Origin of the sequence: Leucobacter luti, assembly GCF_004217175.1 — a bacterium.
Taxonomy (GTDB): domain Bacteria; phylum Actinomycetota; class Actinomycetes; order Actinomycetales; family Microbacteriaceae; genus Leucobacter; species Leucobacter luti.
Map to the genome: position 1 here is coordinate 307,579 of NZ_SHKI01000006.1, position 20,831 is coordinate 328,409.

Genomic DNA, 20,831 nt, shown 5'->3' on the forward strand with positions numbered 1-20,831 from the left:
TCATGGGCGGCACGGCGATCGTCGTCGGCGGGGGAGCTTGGGGGTTGCCGGCTGCGCTCAGGCTCCAAGACCGGGGTGTGGCGGTGACCCTGATCGAGCGCTTTGTTCCCGGCGGGCAGTCGGCATCGAACGGTGGCACCACGAGGCTCTGGCGCCTCGCCGATACGCTGCCGTGGCGTGCTCGCTCACTGCGCGACGCGCGGGACGCGCTCGAACGGCTCGGCGAACGGCTCGGCGAGTCGGTGTTCACGCGCACCGGTCTCCTGTGGCGTGACACCGAGTCGTTGCCGGCGGTCGCCGCTGCGCTCGCCGCAATCGGGGAACGCGGTGAACCGGTCGCGGCGGATCGCGTGGGGGAGGCGTTCCCCGGGCTGCGCCCCGACGGGCGCGGCGCGCTGTACGTGGAGCAGGCCGGCGTGGTGCACGCCGACCGGTTACTTCAGGGCGCGTTGCAGGCGTTCATTGCGGCGGGAGGCCGCTACCTCCCCGCCACGCGCGTGATCGAGGTGGCGGCGGGCGATCACGCCGCGACGGTGCGTGTGGGCGCGGGGTCCGGGGTGCCCGACGGCACGACGCTGAGCGCCGACCAGGTGCTCATCGCGGCGGGGCCCGGCACGCCGGAGCTGCTGCCCGGGCTCGGGCTGGAGCTGCCGCTCACCCCGTACATCGAGCAGGTCGTCTACCTCGGCGATCCCGGCGCGCAGCCGCCGGCACCGCCCCTTCCCGGCCTCGTCGACTGCCCCGTTGGAGCGGGCAGCGATGCCGACAGCGCCGGCATCTACGCGATGCCCAACGGGGCCTCCGGATACAAGGTGGGCCTCGATATCCCGCTCCGCCCGCTTGCGGCGGGACGGCTCGGCGATGACCTCGACCGAGCGGAGCAGCCGACGCGAACCGAACACATCCGAGCGCGCGTGGCCCGGGACCTCACGGCGATCACCCCGCGGGTGCTCGGCACGCAGGTGTGCACGTGGACCGACTCGGGGGACGGGGATTTCATCATCGGCCGCACCCACCCGAGTGTCGTGCTCGCCTGCGGGGACTCCGGCGAGGGATTCAAGTACGCTGCGTTTATGGGCGAGTATCTTGCGGCGCTCGTATTGCACGAGGATGTCGACGCGGAGTACCAGGCGCGCTGGAACCCACGCCGGTTCGGGGCCTCAACGGCGCCCCGCAGCGGACACAGCTCAATCGGGCGGCACTAACCAGAAGCTTTTGAAAGGACACAGCATGGCACAGCTCGGAGGCGATCTCGCGCTCGTGGGAGCACAGCTCCGCACGAACACCACCGCCACGGCCGGGGACGCGACCGCGATCTTGATCCGGGGCGGTCGGATCAGTGCGATCGGAGACGACGCGGCAGTGCGCGCTGAGGCGGAGGCCGCCGGGATCGAGGTGCGCGACCTCGCCGGCGCCACGATCACCCCTGGCTTCTTCGACTCGCACACCCACCCGCACTGGGCCGCAGAGGTCACCGCGGGAATCAACCTCGGTGGCCTCGAAACCGTTGCCGAGATCCGGGCCGCCATCGCGGCCGAGCACGCGCGCCTCCCCGAGGGCGCCTGGGTGCGCGGGTGGAACCTTGAGTACGAACCGTTCGAGGAAACCGGGCTGCGCGGCGAGCTGCTCGAGGACGCGGCCCCGGGCCGCCCGGTCGCGCTGATCTGCTACGACCTGCACACCGGGCTCGGCACCGCGCCCGCGCTCGCGGCCGCCGGCATCGCGGGCGCGCGGGAGTTCGACGACGCGAGCGAGATCGTCGTCGACGCGGACGGCACCCCGACCGGGGAGCTGCGCGAACCGACTGCGTACCAGCTGCTCTTCGACGCGGCCCCCTCGCCCACGCACGACCAGGAACGCGATGGCCTGCGCGATATGTTTCGTACGCTCGCCGCGGTGGGTCTTACTGGCGGCGCCATCATGGACGGCAAGGACCGCACGGTTGAGCTGCTCACCGAGCTTGAGGCGCGCGGCGAACTCGATCACCGGGTCACGATGCACCACTGGCACGCCGTGGGCGATACCGACGCCGACGTGGCCCGAGTCATCGCCGGGAAGGATCGCGCCGGACGGCTGTGGCAGACCGGTGCCATCAAGCTGTTCAGTGACGGCGTGATCGATACGGGCACCGCGTGGCTGCACACCGTCGACGCGTGCGGCGACGGGCGTGCCCCCTTCTGGCCGTCCTGGGACCGCTACGGCGAGGTGGTGCGGGCTTACCACGACGCCGGGATGCTGATCGCAACGCACGCGGTCGGTGACTACGCGGTGAGTCGCGTGCTCGACGTCTACGCCACCCTGCCTGAGCGGGCGGGCCTCCCGTTCCACTCGATCGAGCATCTCGAGGTGCTCTCTGACGCGGACGTTGCGCAGCTGCGAGGATCCGGGGTCACGGCCTCGATGCAGCCCCTGCACATGCAGTGGCGCGCGCCCGATCACAGCGACAACTGGACGGTCCGGCTCGGCCCCGAGCGCGACGCGACCGGCTACCGGGTGCGCGATGTGCTCGACGCGGGGGTTGAGCTGACGCTCGGCTCTGACTGGCCCGTCGCGCAGTACGACCCGCGCCTCGGGATGGCCTGGGCGCGCGGTCGACACACCCCGGGAGATCCCGGCGCGCACGTGTTTGAGCCGTCACAGCAGCTGACGGGCGAGGAAGCAGTGCTCGCGTACACGCTCTGGCCGGCGCGGGCTCGGGGGCACCACGACCGCGGGGTGCTCACGGTGGGTGCTGTGGGCGATCTCACGGTCTGGGGCGCCGACCCTGTCACCGCCACCCCGGACGAGCTCCCCGAGCTGCCCGTGCGGCTCACCGTGGTTGACGGGCGGGTGATCCACGAGGGCTAGCCCGACGCCCCGCGCGTTCTGCCGGGCTCCGCCCCGCGCGGCCGCCGCGGAGCGCTACGAGGTCACTGGATTCGAGGGCGCGCCATTCCCCCGTGGGTGGCGCGCCCCGTACCCGGGAATCAGGTGTGCGGTGAGCGCGTAGAGGCGGTCGTCAACGCGGGTGATCTGCTGGAGCAGCTCGGCCCGGGTGCTGACAATTTGTTCGGTGAACCGTGCCTCAAGCCAGCCGAACCGGTCGTCAATCTGAACATACCGTTCGTCACCCCGGTCGAGCCGGGTGTCGACTCCGTCGAGTCGAGCGTCGATGCGGTCGAGCCGCACTTCGACCTGGTCGAGCCGTACTTCGACCCGTTCGAGTCGCGCTGCGAGCTGGTCGAGCCGCACTTCGACCCGTTCGAGTCGCGCTGCGAGCTGGTCGAGCCGCACTTCCACCCGTTCGAGCCGCTCGTCGACGCGCTCGAACCTCACGTCGATCTGTTTCCCAAGATCATCGATCCGGCGTGCCTGCCCGAGCTGACCGGCAATGAGGAGCGAGCCGATCGTGGCGAAGCCAGCCAGCATCGTGATGAGTTCAGTGAGCGACACGCGAATCACCTCCTGCCGCGGGGAATGACGTGCTGCCACGATACCCCCGGCGCGTGGCGCGCGCACCCGGCGTTCCGCGAGCGACGCGCATCTGTGGATAACGTGCGCGAGCGCCGCGAATCCGCTGCCTGTGGAGGGAAGGCGCGGCCCCTAGCCGTGGCGCAGCGCGTCCGCGATCCGCCTCGATTCGCGGAGCCCGCTCTCGATTGCCCCGTCGATGAAGCCGCCCCAGAGATTCGCATTGTCGGTCGTGGCGAAGTGCACGACGCCGGCGGGGGCCTGCAGAGCTGCAAGGTCGCGGGTGAGCTGCCCGGGCCGGTGGGTCATCCAGGTATTGCGGGCGAGTGGATCGGTCATCCAATCGTGCGCGGTGACCTCGGTGATGTCGAGACCGGGCCGCAGTGCGTCGACCGCCGTCTGCACTCCGGCGAGGTCGTCGAGGTCCACGCGGTCGTGCTGGGGGCCGAACGCCACGAGGAGCGTGTAGTCGCCCCGCTCGTCGCTCTCGTGGAACTCGGCCTTCAACACCGAGAACACGTCGTGCTGGCTCCCGTACGCGAAGAACCGCGGTACGTGCCCGGACGCGCGCAGCCAGACCTTGGTCCCCTGCGAGGCGACCGTCTCGGCGTGCTGACGTGCCCACACCTCCGGGAGCGCCGGCTCGAAGCGGATCCCGGCGACCGCGTTGACCGGAAGCGTGCTCACCACTCGTCGTGCCCGGATTTGCGTGCCGTCGGCGGTCTCTACGATCGCGCCGGCCGCATCTGAAGAGACCGAGACAACCTGAGTGTTGAGTCGGATCTCGCCGGCCACGTGCGCGGCGATCCTGGCGGTGAACTCGCGCATTCCGTCGACCACGCGGTAGGTCGATGACGCCTCGTGCATGAGCTGCCAGTGCCCGCCGCTCGCCGCGACCCAGCGGAGCGCGCTGGAGAGCCCGACCTGGTCGAGCGGGGCATTGACGTGTCCCACCCACACCGATTCGTTTGCTGCGCGCGACTCTGGGTCGAGGCCGAGTGCGTCGATGCGGTCCTGGATGCTCAGGTGGTCGAGCTCCTGGATCGTGCCGACGGTCGGCTCCGTGCCGCGCGGAATCGCTGCGCGCACGTCGTCAATGATGAGCTGCTGCCCCGCGTCGATCAGCGTCATGAACTCGTCGAGTGTGCCCTGTCGCGCCGAGCCGTCGGCGCCGCGCCAGTAGGCCTCGTCGGCCCGCGGGCTGCGGATCATCTCGCGCCCGTAGCGGGTCATCTCAGCCCACACGTGCGGCTGCACCCAGTGCACCCAGTTCGCGCCGAGCTCGAGTTCGTGGCCGAGCCGATACTCGGTCCAGGTGCGGCCACCGACCCGGTCCCGCGCTTCAAGCGTGAGAACCTCAAGCCCCGCGTGCCCCAGCTCGCGCGCGGCCGTCAGCCCCGCGAACCCGGCGCCGATCACGACGACGTCGACCGATTGCATAGTGTGCTCCTTCTGCGGCTTCGTTGCCCCCGTCGGTCCAGGCTATCGGGGCTCGGGGGCGTGCCGCAGCAGACGATCACACCCTGTTGCGCTGTGATCTTGTACGAAGTTATGAGCGCCCGCGCGAGCGGCGAGCGCCCCCGGCCGCGGTCCCACCGGAGCCGCGCGACTGCGACCTCCTACAGGGCAGCTACGACCCTGCCGAGCAGCTCTGCGAGGCGGGGCGCTGCGGCCCGGCCGGCCTCCAAGACCTCCTCGTGGTTGAGTGGATCGTCGCCCATGCCCGCGGCGGGGTTCGTGATGAGGGAGAGGCCGAGGATCTCCATGCCGGCTTCCCGGGCGGCGATCGCCTCGAGCGCGGTCGACATGCCCACGATCTGGCCACCGATGGCGCGCAAGTAATGGATCTCTGCGGGGGTCTCGTAGTGCGGTCCAGGGAGCTGGACGTACACCCCCTGCTGCAGGCTCGGCTCGACGCTGCGCGCGATGTCGCGGAGCCGCGAGGCGTACAGATCGGTGAGATCCACGAAGTTTGCGCCCTCGATCGGGGACGTGGCGGTCAGGTTCAGGTGGTCGCTGATGAGCACCGCTTCACCCGCGCCGAAGGCCGGGTCGACTCCGCCCGCGCCGTTCGTGAGGATCATCACCTTCGCCCCCGCCGCCGCCGCGGTGCGGACCCCGTGCACCACGGCGCGCACCCCGCGGCCCTCATAGAAGTGGGTGCGGGCGCCGATGAGGAGCGCGTGGGAGCCGTTTGCGAGTCGGATTGAGCGCAGCGTGCCCGAGTGGCCAGCGACACCCGATGCGTGGAAGCCCGGCACCTGGTCGGCGGGCACCTCGGCGACGGTCTCGCCGATCACGTCTGCGGCACCGCCCCAGCCGCTTCCGAGGGTGAGGGCGATGTCGTGCCGCGCGACTCCGGTGAGGCGTGCGAGTTCCTGCGCTGCGGCCGCGGCCAGCGCGGTGGGGTCATGGTCCGTGCTCATGCGTTAAGCCTACGCGTGCGGGGTGGGCCAGGCTGCGGGCGGCGCGCGGGTGGGCTACGCTGTGGGTGATTCTGACGTGGGGCGAGCATCGCGGGAGTGACCGAAGAATCCAGGACGGCGATGGAGGCACGATGTCACAGACACCAGGCGAGCGCTCGATCGAAGCGGGCGTTCGCGTAGATTTCTCGGATCGGATGGACTACGCGGGCTACCTCAGCCTCGACCAGATCCTCTCGGCCCAACACCCGCTGAGCGAGCCGGCGCACCACGATGAGCTGCTGTTCATCATCCAGCACCAGACGTCCGAGCTGTGGCTCAAGCTGATGCTGCACGAGTTGCGGGCGGTGCGGGATCGGCTCGACGCCGACGAGCCCGAGCGGGCGTTGAAGGGGCTCGCGCGGGTGAAGCAGATTCTTCGCACCCTCACCGAGCAGTGGTCCGTGCTCGCGACGCTCACCCCGGCGGAGTACGCCGAGTTTCGCTGGGTGCTCGGATCCTCGAGCGGCTTTCAGTCGGCCCAGTACCGCTCGATCGAGTTCATCCTCGGGAACAAGAACCCCGGCATGCTGCGCATGTTTGAGCCGAACCCGGAGGTCTACGCCGAGGTGGAGGCGGCCCTCGCCGCCCCGACGGTGTACGACAGCTTCCTGCTGATGCTCGCGCGGCGCGGCTACCGGGTGCCGCAGAGCATCATCGACCGAGACGTGTCGCAGGCGTGGGTGGAGCACCCGGAGCTGGTGCCGGTGTTCACCGAGATCTACGAGGACGTCGCCGCGCACTGGGACGTCTACGAGGTGTGCGAGTCACTCGTAGACGTGGAGGACGCGTTCCAGCTGTGGCGGTTCCGGCACATGAGCACGGTGCAGCGCACCATCGGCTTCAAACGGGGGACCGGTGGCTCGTCCGGCGTCGGATTCCTGCGCAAGGCCCTGGACCTCACGTTCTTCCCAGAGCTTGTCTCGGTGCGCACCGAGATCAGCGACCTCGGCGCGTAGCTCAAGGCGCGTCGGTCGAGCCCGGCGGCGCGGCGGTCTGCGCCGCCGGGTCGGCCGCGACCTCGTCGCTCCCCGCGGCCGACCCCGGCCGACGCTTGAGCTGGTAGGCGATGAGGAGCACGGCGAGCCAGATGGGGCCCACGATCACCGCGGTGCGGTAGCCGTCGTGGAAGCTCATGAGCACCACCATGAGCACGAAGAAAGCGAGCACGGCCCACGGGGTGACGCGCGGAAACGGGAGCGTGAACTTGAGCGCGGCAACCCCCTCCGGGCCGATGCGCTTCCGGAACTTGAGCTGCGTAATCATGATCATCGACCAGTTGATGATCGCGGCAATGAGCGCCACCGACATGAGGTACTGGAACGCAAAGTCTGGCCACAGGAACACCACGAACACCGCGATGACCGTGACCGCTGATGACGTGAGGATTCCGGCAACCGGCACGCCAGCTTGGGAGACCGTGCGCAAGTAGCGCGGGGCATTGCCCTGCTGGGCGAGGGAGTACAGCATTCTGCCGTTCGCGTAGAGCCCCGAGTTGTATACGGAGATCACCGCGGTGAGCACCACGAGGTTGAGAATGTGTCCGGCTCCCGCGATCCCGATGCGGTCGAAGATCTGCACGAACGGGCTCGTCTGGCCGTCGAGTCGGTCCCAGGGCACCACCGCCATGATCACCGCGAGGGCCCCGATGTAGAAGATAAGGATGCGCAGGATCACCTGGTTGATCGCCCGCGGAATCGTACGCTCGGGCTCCTCCGCCTCACCGGCGGTGATCCCGACGAGCTCGGTGCCGCCGAACGAGAACATCACAACGACCAGGGCGAAGAGCATGCCGCTGAGCCCCAGGGGGAAAAAGCCGCCCTGATCCCAGAGGTGCGCGAAGCTCGGATCGGGGAGGTCGGTGCTGTTGTTGATCCCGATCGCCACAACGATCGCCCCGAGCACGATCATCCCGATGACCGCGGCAACCTTGATGAGGGCGAGCCAGAATTCGAACTCGCCGAAGAGGCGAACCCCGACCAGGTTGACGCCCGTGATCAGGAGGAGGAAGAACGCGGCGGACACCCAGCCGGGAATGCCCGGGAGCCAGTAGTTCACGAATGATCCGACCACGGCGAGCTCCACCATCGACACGGCGATGTAGTTGAACCAGTAGTTCCAACCGGACACGAAGCCGGCTCTGGCGCTCCAGTTCTTGTTCGCGTAGTGGCTAAACGCCCCGGAGACCGGCTCGTCTACCGACATCTCGCCGAGAGCGCGGACCACGAGGAAGATCACCACGCCGCCAATGAGGTAGGTGAGCAGCACCGAAGGGCCGGCGAGACCGATCGACTCGGACGAGCCGTAGAAGAGCCCGGTGCCGATCGCGCCACCGAGCGCGATCATCTGAATGTGGCGGGATTTGAGGTTGCGCCTGAGGGTGTGGGCCGCCTGCGGTGCGGCGCTGCCCGCGGCTGGCGACTGATTCGTCATGAGCAAAACTCCGTTGTTGAGCCCCCGCTTGGAGTATTGCAGAGTTCTGACGGAAGGTACAGGTGAGTCATGACGGGCCCGATCGCGGTGGGGTGACCCGGGCGGAATCGCCAGGGCCACCCTGCAGCCTACGCCTCCCGCAGGATGCGGTAGCCGCGCAGCGGATCGTAGCCGTGGATCTCACGGGTGTCGAGGACGGCCATGAAGTCGAGCACCTCGGCGGTGATCAACTGACCGGGGACGAGCACGGGGAAGCCCGGCGGGTACGGGGTCACGAAGCCGGCCGAGATCGGCTGCGCGCCGCCGGCGACCCGCTCGCGCAGCTCGTCGTGCCGCACGTGCTCCACGGCGCCGCGCTGCTGGCCGCGGAAGAACGCGGCCCGCATATCGCCGTCTGGGAGGAGAGCGTCCGTGGCGTACTTCGCTGCGAACGCACTGAAATCGGGCAAGGGCGGCATCGGGACCTCCGCGGGCAGCGGGATCTCCGGGTCGCGCTGCGCCTGCTGCTCCTCAAAGCGCTCCGCGAGCTTCACGAGCACCTCGATGAGGTACGCGATCGCGCTGCGCGAGGTGCCGATGTTTGTCATGAAGAGCACGGTGTTCCGGCTCGTCTTGTTGACCTGGATTCCGTAGCGGTCCATGAGGTGCTCGTGCTTGAACGTGTCGCCGTCGACCCCGGTGCGGCTGATCTCGATCGTGATCCGACTCGGGTCGACCACGAACTCGTCGGTGGCCCAGGCCTGCCACATTGAAGACAGCCCGTCGCGGAGCGGCATCGGCCGCCCGATCTCGCGGTTATCCCCGGGAACGAGATCGTGCGCGGTGAGCACGCGGAAGGTGCGGCGCAGCAGCGGGTGCCGGGCGATCGCCTGCGAGAGGCTCGTCGCCAGGTCGAGCTGACGCTGCACGAGTTCGAAGCCCTCGAGTTCGACCTGGCGGCGGCCGATGTCGAGGGAAGAGAGGATCTGGTAGTTCGGGGAGGTCGAGGTGTGCGTCATGTACGCCTCATGGAAGGCCTCCTCGGCCTCGCGGACCCAGTCCTGGTCGTAGACGTGAATCATCGACCCCTGCCGCAGTGCGGTGAGTGTCTTGTGCGTCGACTGCGTTGCGTAGACGCGGATCCTGGCACTCGGCGCGGGAATCAGGCGCTCCGAGATCCACAGCTCGTCGGCAGCGGGGGTGCCGTCTGGCGTGAACAGGCGCTCCTGCTGCTCGCGGTAGGCGGCGGCGTGCGCCGTGCTGCCCAGGTGCTGTTCGAGTCGCTTCGCGGCCGCCATCGCGGTGCGGCGCCGGGTGACGGGGTGGAACGCGGCGAACGCGAACCAGGCCTCGTCCCACAGAAACACCAGGTCAGGCTTGATCGCGAGGCACTCGGCCATGACGCGCTCGGGGTCGTAGACGATGCCGTCGAAGGTGCAGTTGGTGAGCGTGATCATGCGCACCTCGTCGAGCCGACCGGCGGCCCGGTAGTCGAGCAGCAGCTGCTTGATCCGGTCGAGCGGCACCGCGCCGTAGAAGGCGAAGTCGTTGAGCGGGTACGCCTCGAGGTACGCGGGGCGCGCGCCGGTCAGCATGACCGCGTGGTGGTGCGACTTGTGGCAGTTGCGGTCGACCATCACCACGTCGTTCGGGGCGACGAGCGCCTGGTGCACGATCTTGTTCGCGGTCGAGGTGCCGTTGGTGACGAAGAACGTGTGCTTCGCCCCGTACGCGCGCGCCGCGAGCTCCTGCGCTTTCTTGAGCGTGCGCACCGGGGCGAGCAGCGAGTCGAGGCCGCCCGAGGTCGCGCTCGTCTCGGCGAGCAGCAGGTTGAGGCCGTAGAAATCGGCGAGGTCCTTGATCCACTTCGACGACACGACCGAGCCGCCGCGGGCCACGGGGAGGGCGTGGAAGACGCCGACGGGGCGGCGCGCGTGGTCCTGGATCGCGGAGAAGAACGGGGTGTCGTAGAGGTGCGAGACGCGGCGCAGCAGCGACAGGTGCAGTTCGAGCTGGTCCTCGCGCCGGAACACCCGGCGGAAGCGGCGGGTAAGCGCGCCGGCGAGGTCTTCGATGTGCGCGCCGGCCATGAGGTACAGATCGAGCTCCGGTCGGATCGCGGCGAGCGTGTCCGCGAGACCGAGCACGCGCTGCACTGACGCGAGCGAGCTGCGCGCCGGCGCCGAGCCGGGGGCCACCTCGGCGCGGGCCAGGTCGATCGTCTCGCGCAGGTCGCGGCTGAGGCGCTGGCGGGTGCGCTCGCTGAACCCGGGGCGCACCACGCAGGCGAGGATGTTCGGGTTGGTGAGCACCGCGGCGACCGCGTCGTCCGCGGACGGGACGATCACGAACTCGTAGATGAAGTCGTCGGCCGAGGAGCGCAGCCGGAGCGCCTCCGAGCGCGTGGCGTCGCGCTCTGTGGGCGTGGTCTCGTCGACGATGAGGACCTCAAAGCGCGGGCGGGGATCCGCGTCCGCGGTGAACTCCGAGCGCTCTTGCTCGTCGCCGAACTCGTCGCGCGGCTCCTCGGGGACGGTGTCTCCGCGGAGGCGGTTGACCACGCGGCCGATCCGATCGAGCGCCACGCGGTAGTCGCCGGCCTCGAGGAGCTCGGTGATCGCGGCGACGTAGCGCTGGCCAAAGCCGGCCCAGTACATCTCGACGGTCTCGAGCGAGCGGAGGGAGCGTCGGATCTCGCCGTCGGACGCGAGCAGGTCAACGTCGTCGTTCCCGTAGACGAGGCGCTTCACCGCGAAGCGGAGGTACTCCCACGCATCACTGCGCATGCGCCACGTGCTGGCGGGCATGCCGGGATCTCGCTCGAGTGAGGCACCGGCTGCGGGGGACTCCTGCGTCGCCGTCCCCGCGTGGGACGGCAGCGGAATCGAACCCGTCATCGCCATGTCGATGGTGCCCAGGCCGCGGCGGAACGCATCGGCAGACATGTCGTAGTCGGATTCAGTCCTCGTCATGTGTGTGGCTATCCTTCCAACATCATCGTTCGTGGTGCCGGGCGGCGGCTGGCGGTGCCGCGCGTACTCCCTGACCGTTGATCTTAGGCCGTCGATGATGCCGGGCGGGGCACGTTCGCCGGTGGGTGGCATTCTCCCTCCCGCGAAGACAGCGTTGCTGATCGTTCGCCGAGAGATCACCCGACGATGGTTAGGATGCCCTAAGATCGAGTCGTGAACCTTTTCGATCCTGCCGAGCGACCAGAGCTGGTGTCCGTCGTCGACCCCGCTGGCGTCGACTGCGTGATTGCCGCGTGCGACGCCGCCGACCTCCCCGCGCTGCGCCAGTGGCTCGGCAGCCTCCCCGAGACCTCTTACGGTCGCGTGTTCGTCGAGGTGTTCGCGCCCATGCAGATCGAACAGCTGCCGGTGCCCCCGCACGTCGGCGTGACGTGGCTGTGCCGCGAGGAGCGCGAGGCGAGCCCCCGCCCGGGGATCGGCCGCCGCCGCGGCGAGGCGCTCGCCACCGCCGTGGACGCCTGGTTTGACGAGTGGGTCTGGGCCGACAGCGAGGCGGTGCGCAACATCGAGCTGTGGACGGGCGCACGATCCTGCCCCGTGATGCAGAACTACTGGACCGCGCTCGATCGCCGGCTCGAGAAGCGCTGGCCGGGCGGCACCACCCAGCGCACGCACGCCACCTCCTAGGCCGGCGGCGCCCGGCGCGGCCGCCGAGCCGTAGACTGGGGGCATGGCGAAAGCGTATGAACGAAAGCACCGGATCGCGGTGCTCGGTGGCGGTCCGGGCGGCTACGAGGCGGCCCTTGCCGGCGCGCAGTTGGGCGCCGAGGTCACGCTGATCGAGAGCGCGGGCGTCGGGGGAGCAGCGGTGCTCACCGACGTGGTGCCGTCGAAGAGCCTCATCGGCACCGCGGGAGCAGTGCAGGCGGTGCGCGACTCCGGCAAGCTCGGGGTCCAAACCTTCGTGCCGGGTGGCGACGGGAAGCCCGTGCGACCCGAGATCGCGGTCAACCTCGCGGCGGTGAACAAGCGGTTGCTCGCCATGGCCGGCGCGCAGTCGGTCGATATGCTGCGCACGCTTGAGGACGCCGGGGTGCGTGTGGTGCAGGGCGACGGGCGGCTCGACGGCCCGAACGCGGTGCTGGTGTCGACCGCCGCGGCCGGCGAGGGCACCGACTTCGACCGCATCGAAGCGGACACGATCGTGGTCGCGGTGGGCGCGAGCCCGCGCGAACTCGACTCGTCGAAGCCCGACGGTGAGCGGATTCTCACGTGGAAGCAGCTCTACGACCTGACCTCGATCCCGGAGCACCTCGTGGTCGTCGGCTCCGGTGTCACCGGCGCCGAGTTCGCGAACGCCTATCGCACCCTCGGCGCCGAGGTCACGCTCGTGTCGAGCCGTGAGCAGGTGCTGCCGGGCGAGGACCCCGACGCGGCGGCCGTGATCGAGCGCGAGTTCACGCGCCTCGGCATGAACGTGATGTCGAAGTCGCGCGCATCGACGGTCACCCGCACCGAGACGGGCGTGCTTGTCTCACTCGAGGACGGGCGCACCATCGAGGCCTCACACTGCCTCATGGCGGTGGGCTCGATCCCGAACACCGCGGGCCTCGGTCTCGAAGAGGCGGGCGTGGCGCTCACCGACAGCGGCCACATCCGCGTCAACAAGGTGGCGCGCACCGCGATCCCCTCGATCTACGCCGCGGGTGACTGCACCGACTTCTACCCGCTTGCCTCGGTCGCGTCGATGCAGGGGCGCACGGCGATCATGCACGCGCTCGGTGACTTCGTGCGCCCGATCGATCTGCGTAACGTTGCGGCGAACGTGTTCACCTACCCGGAGATCGCGACCGTCGGCTGGAACGAGCGCTCGCTTGAAGACGCCGCGGACGTGGCCAAGGCGATCTCGCACACGATCCCGCTGAGCGTGAACCCGCGCGCGAAGATGATCGGTTTCACCGACGGCTTCGTGAAGCTGTTCGCGTGGGAGGCATCCGGCACGGTGATCGGCGGCGTGATCGTCTCCCATCGCGCGAGCGAGCTGATCTTCCCGGTGGCACTCGCGGTCGAGCACCGGCTCACCGTCGACCAGGTCGCCTCGGCGTTTGCCGTGTACCCGTCGATGACGGGCGCCATTACGGACGCGGCGCGCGCCCTGCACAAGCACTGACACGAGCACACCGGCACCACTGGAGGACCGCAGTATGGGCATGAGCAACGTTGGCGCGAGCGAGATCTCCCGGCGCGGGATCCTGACCGGGCTCGCCGGGGTGATCGGCTTCGGCGCCGCCGCGGCGCTGAGCGGGTGCGGCCCCACGGGGAAGCCCGAGCTCGTGCCGTCCGACGATCACGCGAAGCCCGCCGTGACGGTGCGCGCGTACGACAACGCGTTCGAGCCGCGCGAGATCGAGATCGTCGCGGGCGACGCGGTCGAGTGGGTGTTCGAGGGGCCGGCGGAGCACGACGTGGTCGCGGCAGACGGGAGCTTCGTGAGCGAGCTGCAGACATCGGGCAGCTACACGCACGTCTTCACGGAGGCAGGCGACTTCGACTACGACTGCTCGATCCACCCCGAGATGACCGGCGTCGTCACGGTGCGCGCGAAGTAGCCCCGGAGCTCCTCGGCGCTCCGCGGGGCGCGTCACTTCGGGCCTAGCGTCCGGGGCGCGCCGCACCGTGCGCCGCGGTCTAGTGCGCTGCGGCGCCGTGCGCTGCCGCACCGAGTTCGGGGTACGCCGGCATTTCGACCAGCGCCTCGACCGCCGCGCCGAGCTCGAACACGGCGGCCTCGTCCCACGGGTGCCCCACGAGTTGCACCCCGGTGGGCACGCCGACGCTCGAGATCCCGCTCGGCACCGCGAGTACCGGGCAGCGGTTTGCCACGTTGAACGGGCTGGTCATGTGCGCTTCCCAGTAGTGGGCGAGATGCACTGGCACGCCGTCGTCGCCCACGGCGTCGATGCCGTCGAGATAGTCGCTCGCGGCATCGAGCATCTCGACCGCCTGCGTGGGGGTGAGGAGCGCGTCGAGCCCGGCCATCGCGTCCGCCAGTTCGCCCTGGAGAGCAGCGTCGCGCGCGAGCGACTGCGGGAGCGAGACCCCGTCGGCCGCGCGCGCGGCGTCGGCGATGAACTGGCGCGTGTACGCGGCGAGCTGCGCCTCAGTGCCGGCGGTGAGCTCCGCCATCGCGGGGCCGAGGATGTGGCCGAAGTGCGCGAAGGTGGTGGCGGTGATGCGCTCCACCGTCCACGGCAGTTCGACCGGCACGATCACCGCGCCCGCCTCCTCCAGGGCGAGGGCGACCCGCTCGGTGTTCGCCCGCACACTCGGGGCGACCGGGTAGTCGCCGAGCGTGAGCGCGAGACCGATCCGCCGCCCGCGGACCCAGGCGAGTCCGGACTGGGCGGTTGGCGCCACCGCAAGCCCGGCCGGGCCGAGCGAGGCGTGGTCGGCCGGGTGCGTGCCGCTGAGCACCCCGGTGAGCAGTGCGGTGTCGGCCACGGACCGCGCCATCGGTCCGTCCCCCCGGTACCAGTCGCCCGAGAGCGGTGGCAGGCCGGGGATCCGCCCGTACGGTGCCTTGTATCCCACGGTGCCGGTGAAGCCGGCCGGGATCCGGGTGCTGCCCGCAATGTCGGAGGCGGTCGCGAGCGTCGCCATGCCCGCCGCCAGCGCGGCGCCCGCGCCGCCTGAGGAGCCGCCGGGGGAGGCCGCGAGGTGCCACGGGTTGCGGGTGATCCCCCAGGCGGGGGAGTGCGTCACCGTGGCGCACGAGAACTCTGGTGAGGTGGTGCGCGCGTGAATGATCCCGCCCGCCGCGAGGGCCCTCTCGACGACCGGGTGGTGCGTGCGCGCCACGACCCCGCGCTGCGCGGCGAGCCCCTGCTCAAGCGTGCGCCCGGCGATCCCGTGCTTCTCCTTCGTGGCGACCGGGATCCCGAGGAGCGGCGGCGGGGTGGTCCCCGCGGCTCGGGCCTCTGCCCACGCGGTGTCGGCGGCGCGCGCCGCCGCGCGGGCCTCCTCGGCCATCACCTCGGTGAACGCGTTCACTCCGGTGTCGCGGTCCCCGTTCACCGCGTCGATCCTCGCGAGCGTCGCAGCCAGGAGCTCGGTCGGTGCGAGGTCCCCGGAGGCAAAGAGCGCGCGCGCCGTCGTGGCGTCGAGGCGAGTGAGCTCGGTGGGGATTGGATCTGAGTGCATGGGGGCTCCTGTGCGTGCGGGCGGCCGCGAAACGAGTCGCGGTGGTGGTGGCGGGGCGGTGGGGTGGCTCGAGCTGCGCCGGCTACTCGGCCTGAAGCGCGCCCGTGAGCAGGCGCCGCGCCACCTCCGTGAGGAAATCCACCCCGGCGGCCATGTCTTCGTCACGGGAGAATTCGCGCTCGCAGTGGCTCACGCCGTCGACCGACGGGATGAACAGCATGACGGTCGGGGCGATCCGGTTCATGGCGACCGAGTCGTGCCCCGCCATCGTGCGGATCCGTCGCGCGCCGAGACCGAGCGAGGCTGCGACCTCCTCGCTCAGCCGGATCCCCGACTCCGGGTAGTGCTGATTCGCGCGGACGTCGAAGTCGCGCGCGTGGATCGTGAGGCCGTGCTCGGCCTCGATGAGGCGGATGTCGGCGAGGAGGCGATCGCGCGCGGCGAGCACCACCGCCTCGTCGTCGGCCCGAAGATCGGCGACGAGGTGCACGCGGCGGGCCACCACGATCGGGGAGTTCGGCTCGAGCGTGAGCTGGCCCACCGACGACACGAGCGTCTCGGGTGGGAACTGGTCGGTGACCTCGTGGACCCGCTGGATCACCTTCGCCGCGCCCAGCAGGGCGTCGTGCCGGTCAGACATGAGCGTCGCCCCCGTGTGCGACTGCTCGCCGAGCACCTCGATGTCGAGCTTTTGCGTGTACCAGCTCGAGTCAACCGCGCCGATCGGAATGCCCTCGCGCTCAAGGATCCTGCCCTGCTCGATGTGGATCTCGGCGTAGGCCGCGATCTCGGGGCGCGCGTCGCTGCCGAGGTATCCGATCTGGTCCAGCGCCTCGCGCACGGACACTCCGCGGAGGTCGCGGACCTCCAGCATCTCCGCCTCGTCCATGATCCCGGCAAACACCGAGCTTCCCATGATCGACGGCGCGAAGCGGCCGCCCTCCTCGTTGAACCAGTTCACGACCGCGAGGTTGAAGCGGGGCGCGGCGGCGTCACCCGCGGCGTGGGAGTTCGCGATCCGGTCGGCGGCGTGGAGCCCGGCGATGACCCCGTAGGCCCCGTCGAAGCGCCCCCCAAGGGGCTGCGAGTCGAGGTGCGAGCCGAGCAGCACGTAGGGAGCGCCGGGTACCAGCTCCACGAGCGCGAACTGGTTGCCGATCCCGTCGACCCGCACCTCCCAGCCGCGCGTCTGCGCGAACGTGCGGAACCACTCCCGGGTCTCGCGGTCCTCCGCGGTCGCCGCCTGCCGGTCGACCCCGTGGTTGGGCGTCGCACCGATCTCGGCGACGCGGTGGAAATCGGTGAGAAATGACGGGGTGGTCACAGAGCAGCTCCTGAGGTGCGCGTCCGCTTGAGCGGGTGGGTTTCGGGGATATTGGTGAAGACGAGGACGAGGAAGACGACGGCGGCGGCGATGGCCATGTACACGCCGGGGCTCGCGCCGAAGCCGGTGGCCTCGACAAGCCAGGTGCCAATGAACGGCGCGGTGCCGCCGAAGATGGCGTAGCCGACGTTGTAGCTCACGGCAGCCGAGGTGAAGCGGGTGCGCGTGGTGAAAATCTCAACGAAGAAGGTGTAACAACCGCCCCCGTAGGTGCAGACGGCGAGCACGAACACAAACTGGCCGAGCATTGCGAGCGGGAACGAGCCCGAGGTGACCAGCAGGAACGCCGGAACCGCGAGCACCGCGATCGCCGCGGCGCCCACGATGAGCATCGGCTTGCGGCCAAAGCGGTCGCCGAGGAGCCCCGCGACGGGCAGTACCAGTGCGTAGAGCAGCATCGCGGCGGCGTTCGCCAGCAGCGAGGCCTCGCGACTGAGGTCGCCGGCGGTCTGCACGTAGGCGACGAAGTAGCCGGAGAGGAAGTAGAAGCCCATGGCGGTGAGCCCCATCACCATGATGACCTGGAGCATCTGCAGCCAGTTCTCTCGGAACGCGTCGCGGATCGGGGTGTGCTCCTTCTTCTGGGCGAGCTGCTTCTGCTGCACCTGCTTGAACGCGTCAGACTCTTCGGTGTGCGAGCGGATCCAGAGCCCGAACAGTGAGAGCGGGAGGGCGATGATGAACGGGATCCGCCACCCCCACGCCTCAAACGACTCGGCAGACATGCTCTGCGAGAGCACGAGGATCAGTGTGCCACCGACGACAGATGGCAGCGCGGTGGCGGCGAGCGTGATGTTGAGCCAGAACCCGCGACGGTGGTTGGGCGCGTGCTCGAACACGAAGGCCGGTGCGCCCACCGATTCGCCACCGGCCGAAAACCCCTGCAGCAGGCGGCACAGCACGAGGAGCACGGGGGCGGCGACGCCGATCTGCGCGTAGGTGGGCAGCAGCCCGATCGCCGTGGTCGCGATCCCGATCGTGAGCAGCGTCACGTAGAGCACCGGTCGGCGGCCGTAGCGGTCGCCGAGCGCACCGAAGAAGAGCCCGCCGAGTGGGCGAACGAAGAACGCGACGCCGAACGCGGCAAACGTGGACAGGAGTGCGAGCGTGGGGCTCACTCCGGGGAAGAACAGCGCGGAGAGCGTGAGCGCCGAGAGGCCGTAGAGCGTGAAATCGTAGAACTCGATGAACTGACCGACGCTGCCGGCGAGCAGCACGCGGCGGCGGTCGCGCGTGAGCGTGCGCCGCTCGGCGACGGAGACGGGACCGGTCGGGAGGTTGACCGGATCGGTGGGCGGGGCGGCGCCGCCTTGCGGCTGCGGCGCGACGGTCGAATCAACGGTGTCGGATTGCTGCGTCATTGCGTCCTCCTGGGGTGAGCCCCTGCGCGGTCCGCCGACTCCATTGCCGGCGGGGCGGGACTTGCCTCAATCATTCGGGCCCGGAACGATCTCGTCTAACGGGGAGATTCGTTTGTTTCGATCGAGAAATTCGATGAATACGCGTGCTCGTTCGCGAGTTCGGTGCAGACCTGGGCAAACGCCCGCGCCTTGCGGGTGGGGACCAGGCCGCGCCGCGCGACGAGGGAGACCTCGGTGGGCGGGAGCTCGTCCGCGAGCCGGATCGGTACGACCCGCGAACCCGAGTACGTGCGGCCGTAGTCGACCCACTGATTGAGGACCGAGTAGCCGTGCCCCTGCGCCACGAACGAGCGCACCGTCTCGTAGCCGAGCGAGATGTGGCGGATCCTGGGCGACACCCCGAGCTGGCGGAACAGGCTGAGGTAGTAGTCGCGGGTGTGCGGCAGATTGAGCAGAATGAACGGCTCGTCCGCGAGCTCCGCGAGGCTCACCTCCGCGCGCCCGCGCTGCACAAGCGGGTGCTCCTCTGCGACGATCACGTGCGGCGGGATGCGGTCGATCACCGTGCGCTCGAAGCGCTCGTCGACGCCCAGATCGTACATGAGGGCGATCTCGCAGGCGCCGTCGTACAGGGCCTCCTGCAGGGTGCCCTGGTCGCCCTCAACGAACGTCACTGACACCTCGGGAAATTGCCGTTCAAAGCGCTGCAGGATCAGCGGGGCTTGGTAGGGCGCGAGCGGGGCGTACAAGCCAACCGAGATCTCCCCGCTGAGCACCTCGCCGCTCGACTGCACCGTCCGTCCGATCAGCTCGGCTTCCTCAAGGAACGCTGCGCTGCGCGCGAGCAGAATCTCCCCGGCCGGCGTGAGCTGGAGCCCGCGCCGCGGGACCCGGAGAAACAGCGCCACGCCCAGCTCGCGCTCAAGCTGTGCGATCGCGCTCGAGAGCGTCGACTGCGTGAGGTTGAGGTCCGCGGCGGCGGCCGTCATGTGCTCGCGTTGAGCCACCGCGACGAAGTAGCGCAACTGTACGAGGGTGAACGTCGGCGTTCGTGCGATCATTGCGCCATTGTGTCAGGCCGCGGTGGGCGGTGCCGCTCGCTCGGGCGGAAAAGCCGAAGTCCCGCGGGCAGAGTCGTGTGACTCTGCCCGCGGGACTTCAGTGTGCGGGCGCGCGTGCGAGCCGCGCCCCGGCGCCTACTCGCGCTCGAAGACCGCGAGCGACTCGAAGTGGTGCGTGTGCGGGAAGATGTCGAACGCGCGCAGCCCGGTCAGCTCGTAGCCGGAGTCGCGCAGCGTCTTCGTGTCGCGCGCGAGCGCCACCGGGTCGCACGCCACGTAGACAATGTTCGCGGGTGCGAGCTGCGTGAGCTGCGAGGTGATCTCGCCACCCGCGCCGGAGCGGGGCGGATCGAGCACGACGGTGCCGCGGCTGAGGCGATCCCGCACCGATGCGGGCGCCTGGAGCAGCTCGGAGAGGTGCCGATCCACGCGCGCGGTCACCGCGAGCGCGCCGAGCAGCTCGGAGAGATTCTCCGAGGCGTCGTCGGTCGCCGCGTCGTCGGACTCAACGGTGGTCACCTTGAGCCCCGGGCCGGCGGCCTCGGCCATCGCGGCGGCAAGCAGCCCGGCCCCGCCGTAGAGGTCGAGGTTGCCGGCGGCCGGGTCGAAGCGGCCGGCCTCGATGAGCTCGCTGATCGCGTCGCGCACGGCGGTGAACAGCAGCGCCGGCGCCTCGCGGTGCACCTGCCAGAACCCGCCGGCGCGCACGATGAATCCGCGATCCTCAACGAGCTCCTGCACCGCGTCGGCGGCGCCCGTGCGCGTGCGGTCACCGACCATGCCGAGCAGCATGCGCGGATCGTCGGCCGAGGGCGCCACGAGGTCGACGGTCGCGACGCCGGGCATGAAGTCGCCCAGCGGGGCGATCTGGGCGATGTCGGCGTTCGCGAGCGGCAGCGAGGTGACGGGGATCACGCGGCGGCTGCGCGCGGCGTACGGCCCCACGGTGCCCGACTCCGGATCGACGTGCAGGCGTACGCGGCTGCGGTAGCCGAGCCCGTTCGTCTCTTCGTCGCCCGGTGCCGCCTCGACCAGGTCGGCGAGCGCCTCAGCGAGGTCCTCGCCCTCGTCAGCGGCAAGCTCGACACCCCCGAAGCGGCGCATTGCGTCGGTGAGCACCTCGGCCTTGAGCGAGCGCTGGCGCTCGAGCGCGATGTGCCCGAACTCAGCGCCGCCGGCCCGGTCCTCCGGGTTGCGGCTCAGATCGGCGGCGTCCCAGACGTGGGGACGGCGATCCGGTGACGCGTCGACGGTGGCGATCGTCGTGGCGCGCGCGAACGACTTCTTCTTCGCGTCCGTCACGCGGGCGCGCACGCGCTCGCCGGGGATCGCGTCGGCGACGAACACCACGCGGCCCTCGTGCCGGGCAACGCTCACGCCGCCGTGCGCGATGCCGGTGACGTCGAGTTCGATCTCGGCGCCCACTTCGAGGGGTGCGCCGGTGGGTTCATGAGTAGCCATGGGCTCCATTCTCCCATGCTCACCGGGAGCAACGTCCCGGCGGGGGCGCCGCCTGCCGCCGGGGTGAG

16 protein-coding genes are annotated in these 20,831 nt (G+C 70.0%); 6 read left to right on the plus strand and 10 right to left on the minus strand.

The features are described from left to right. Nucleotides 1-2 precede the first annotated feature (2 nt). Both EV139_RS12815 and EV139_RS12820 read left to right on the plus strand, forming a co-directional pair. Nucleotides 3-1,205 carry an NAD(P)/FAD-dependent oxidoreductase gene (locus tag EV139_RS12815; RefSeq protein ID WP_130454730.1) on the plus strand — a complete coding sequence of 401 codons (1,203 nt, stop codon included), beginning with the start codon at nt 3-5 and terminating at the stop codon, nt 1,203-1,205. Between the two features lie 25 nt (nt 1,206-1,230). Next, nucleotides 1,231-2,847: an amidohydrolase gene (locus EV139_RS12820; RefSeq protein ID WP_130454731.1), complete on the plus strand. Its 1,617-nt coding sequence runs from the start codon at nt 1,231-1,233 to the stop codon at nt 2,845-2,847. Nucleotides 2,848-2,901: 54 nt separating this feature from the next. Here the strand turns inward: EV139_RS12820 and EV139_RS12825 are convergent, their stop codons facing one another. The 3 genes from EV139_RS12825 to EV139_RS12835 all read right to left on the minus strand — a co-directional run bounded on the left by EV139_RS12825 (nt 2,902) and on the right by EV139_RS12835 (nt 5,876). After that, nucleotides 2,902-3,432 (minus strand): hypothetical protein, encoded by a 531-nt coding sequence (locus EV139_RS12825; protein WP_130454732.1) that lies wholly within the window; start codon nt 3,430-3,432, stop codon nt 2,902-2,904. 150 nt (nt 3,433-3,582) lie between these two features. Further along, entirely contained in the window at nt 3,583-4,890 is a 1,308-nt protein-coding gene (locus tag EV139_RS12830) for a flavin monoamine oxidase family protein (protein ID WP_130454733.1), read from the minus strand. Between the two features lie 179 nt (nt 4,891-5,069). Continuing rightward, on the minus strand, nt 5,070-5,876 hold the full coding sequence (locus EV139_RS12835) for a purine-nucleoside phosphorylase (protein WP_130454734.1): 807 nt from the start codon (nt 5,874-5,876) through the stop codon (nt 5,070-5,072). Nucleotides 5,877-6,007: 131 nt separating this feature from the next. On the opposite strand from EV139_RS12835, the gene EV139_RS12840 reads away from it, so the two are divergent. Continuing rightward, the gene (locus EV139_RS12840; RefSeq protein ID WP_130454735.1) at nt 6,008-6,871 is read left to right on the plus strand and encodes a tryptophan 2,3-dioxygenase; all 864 of its coding nucleotides are present in this window, start codon (nt 6,008-6,010) and stop codon (nt 6,869-6,871) included. A gap of 1 nt (nt 6,872) precedes the next feature. Here the strand turns inward: EV139_RS12840 and EV139_RS12845 are convergent, their stop codons facing one another. Together EV139_RS12845 and EV139_RS12850 are read right to left on the minus strand one after the other, a co-directional pair. Continuing rightward, the gene (locus EV139_RS12845) at nt 6,873-8,345 is read right to left on the minus strand and encodes an amino acid permease (protein ID WP_198677569.1); all 1,473 of its coding nucleotides are present in this window, start codon (nt 8,343-8,345) and stop codon (nt 6,873-6,875) included. Between the two features lie 128 nt (nt 8,346-8,473). Beyond that, nucleotides 8,474-11,296, minus strand: coding sequence for an aminotransferase class I/II-fold pyridoxal phosphate-dependent enzyme (locus EV139_RS12850; protein ID WP_420029120.1), 2,823 nt, complete (start codon nt 11,294-11,296; stop codon nt 8,474-8,476). A 213-nt stretch (nt 11,297-11,509) separates the two neighbouring features. Between EV139_RS12850 and EV139_RS12855 the strand changes: the two genes are divergently transcribed. From EV139_RS12855 to EV139_RS12865, 3 genes are read left to right on the plus strand one after another with little or no spacing between them, the layout of a single operon-like run. Next, nucleotides 11,510-11,983, plus strand: a complete 474-nt coding sequence (locus tag EV139_RS12855; RefSeq protein ID WP_130454736.1) for an SIP domain-containing protein — start codon at nt 11,510-11,512, stop codon at nt 11,981-11,983. A gap of 43 nt (nt 11,984-12,026) precedes the next feature. Then, entirely contained in the window at nt 12,027-13,466 is a 1,440-nt protein-coding gene (locus tag EV139_RS12860) for an NAD(P)H-quinone dehydrogenase (RefSeq protein ID WP_130454737.1), read from the plus strand. A gap of 34 nt (nt 13,467-13,500) precedes the next feature. Beyond that, the gene (locus EV139_RS12865; RefSeq protein ID WP_241989057.1) at nt 13,501-13,905 is read left to right on the plus strand and encodes a cupredoxin domain-containing protein; all 405 of its coding nucleotides are present in this window, start codon (nt 13,501-13,503) and stop codon (nt 13,903-13,905) included. A gap of 79 nt (nt 13,906-13,984) precedes the next feature. Here EV139_RS12865 and EV139_RS12870 read toward each other — a convergent pair whose 3' ends face one another. The 5 genes from EV139_RS12870 to EV139_RS12890 form a co-directional block, all read right to left on the minus strand. After that, nucleotides 13,985-15,496, minus strand: a complete 1,512-nt coding sequence (locus EV139_RS12870; protein ID WP_130454738.1) for an amidase — start codon at nt 15,494-15,496, stop codon at nt 13,985-13,987. Nucleotides 15,497-15,578: 82 nt separating this feature from the next. Continuing rightward, nucleotides 15,579-16,820: a M20 family metallo-hydrolase gene (locus EV139_RS12875; RefSeq protein ID WP_130454739.1), complete on the minus strand. Its 1,242-nt coding sequence runs from the start codon at nt 16,818-16,820 to the stop codon at nt 15,579-15,581. Further along, nucleotides 16,817-18,241 (minus strand): MFS transporter, encoded by a 1,425-nt coding sequence (locus EV139_RS12880; protein WP_130454740.1) that lies wholly within the window; start codon nt 18,239-18,241, stop codon nt 16,817-16,819. The genes EV139_RS12875 and EV139_RS12880 overlap by 4 nt, the downstream gene beginning before the upstream one ends. 95 nt (nt 18,242-18,336) lie before the next feature. Then, a complete protein-coding gene (locus EV139_RS12885) occupies nt 18,337-19,302 on the minus strand; it encodes a LysR family transcriptional regulator (RefSeq protein WP_130454741.1) in 966 nt (321 codons plus the stop codon). A gap of 135 nt (nt 19,303-19,437) precedes the next feature. Then, a complete protein-coding gene (locus EV139_RS12890) occupies nt 19,438-20,763 on the minus strand; it encodes a class I SAM-dependent RNA methyltransferase (RefSeq protein WP_130454742.1) in 1,326 nt (441 codons plus the stop codon). Between the last annotated feature and the right edge of the window lie 68 nt (nt 20,764-20,831).

Excerpts from the sequence above, each read along its gene's own strand:
- EV139_RS12865 (WP_241989057.1), top strand. The coding sequence starts at position 13,501 with ATGGGCATGAGCAACGTTGGCGCGAGCGAGATCTCCCGGCGCGGGATC.
- EV139_RS12815 (WP_130454730.1), top strand. The coding sequence starts at position 3 with ATGGGCGGCACGGCGATCGTCGTCGGCGGGGGAGCTTGGGGGTTGCCG.
- EV139_RS12830 (WP_130454733.1), bottom strand. The coding sequence starts at position 4,890 with ATGCAATCGGTCGACGTCGTCGTGATCGGCGCCGGGTTCGCGGGGCTG.
- EV139_RS12840 (WP_130454735.1), top strand. The coding sequence starts at position 6,008 with ATGTCACAGACACCAGGCGAGCGCTCGATCGAAGCGGGCGTTCGCGTA.
- EV139_RS12820 (WP_130454731.1), top strand. The coding sequence starts at position 1,231 with ATGGCACAGCTCGGAGGCGATCTCGCGCTCGTGGGAGCACAGCTCCGC.
- EV139_RS12880 (WP_130454740.1), bottom strand. The coding sequence starts at position 18,241 with ATGACGCAGCAATCCGACACCGTTGATTCGACCGTCGCGCCGCAGCCG.
- EV139_RS12860 (WP_130454737.1), top strand. The coding sequence starts at position 12,027 with ATGGCGAAAGCGTATGAACGAAAGCACCGGATCGCGGTGCTCGGTGGC.
- EV139_RS12885 (WP_130454741.1), bottom strand. The coding sequence starts at position 19,302 with ATGATCGCACGAACGCCGACGTTCACCCTCGTACAGTTGCGCTACTTC.
- EV139_RS12835 (WP_130454734.1), bottom strand. The coding sequence starts at position 5,876 with ATGAGCACGGACCATGACCCCACCGCGCTGGCCGCGGCCGCAGCGCAG.
- EV139_RS12845 (WP_198677569.1), bottom strand. The coding sequence starts at position 8,345 with ATGACGAATCAGTCGCCAGCCGCGGGCAGCGCCGCACCGCAGGCGGCC.
- EV139_RS12870 (WP_130454738.1), bottom strand. The coding sequence starts at position 15,496 with ATGCACTCAGATCCAATCCCCACCGAGCTCACTCGCCTCGACGCCACG.
- EV139_RS12850 (WP_420029120.1), bottom strand. The coding sequence starts at position 11,296 with ATGACGAGGACTGAATCCGACTACGACATGTCTGCCGATGCGTTCCGC.
- EV139_RS12890 (WP_130454742.1), bottom strand. The coding sequence starts at position 20,763 with ATGGCTACTCATGAACCCACCGGCGCACCCCTCGAAGTGGGCGCCGAG.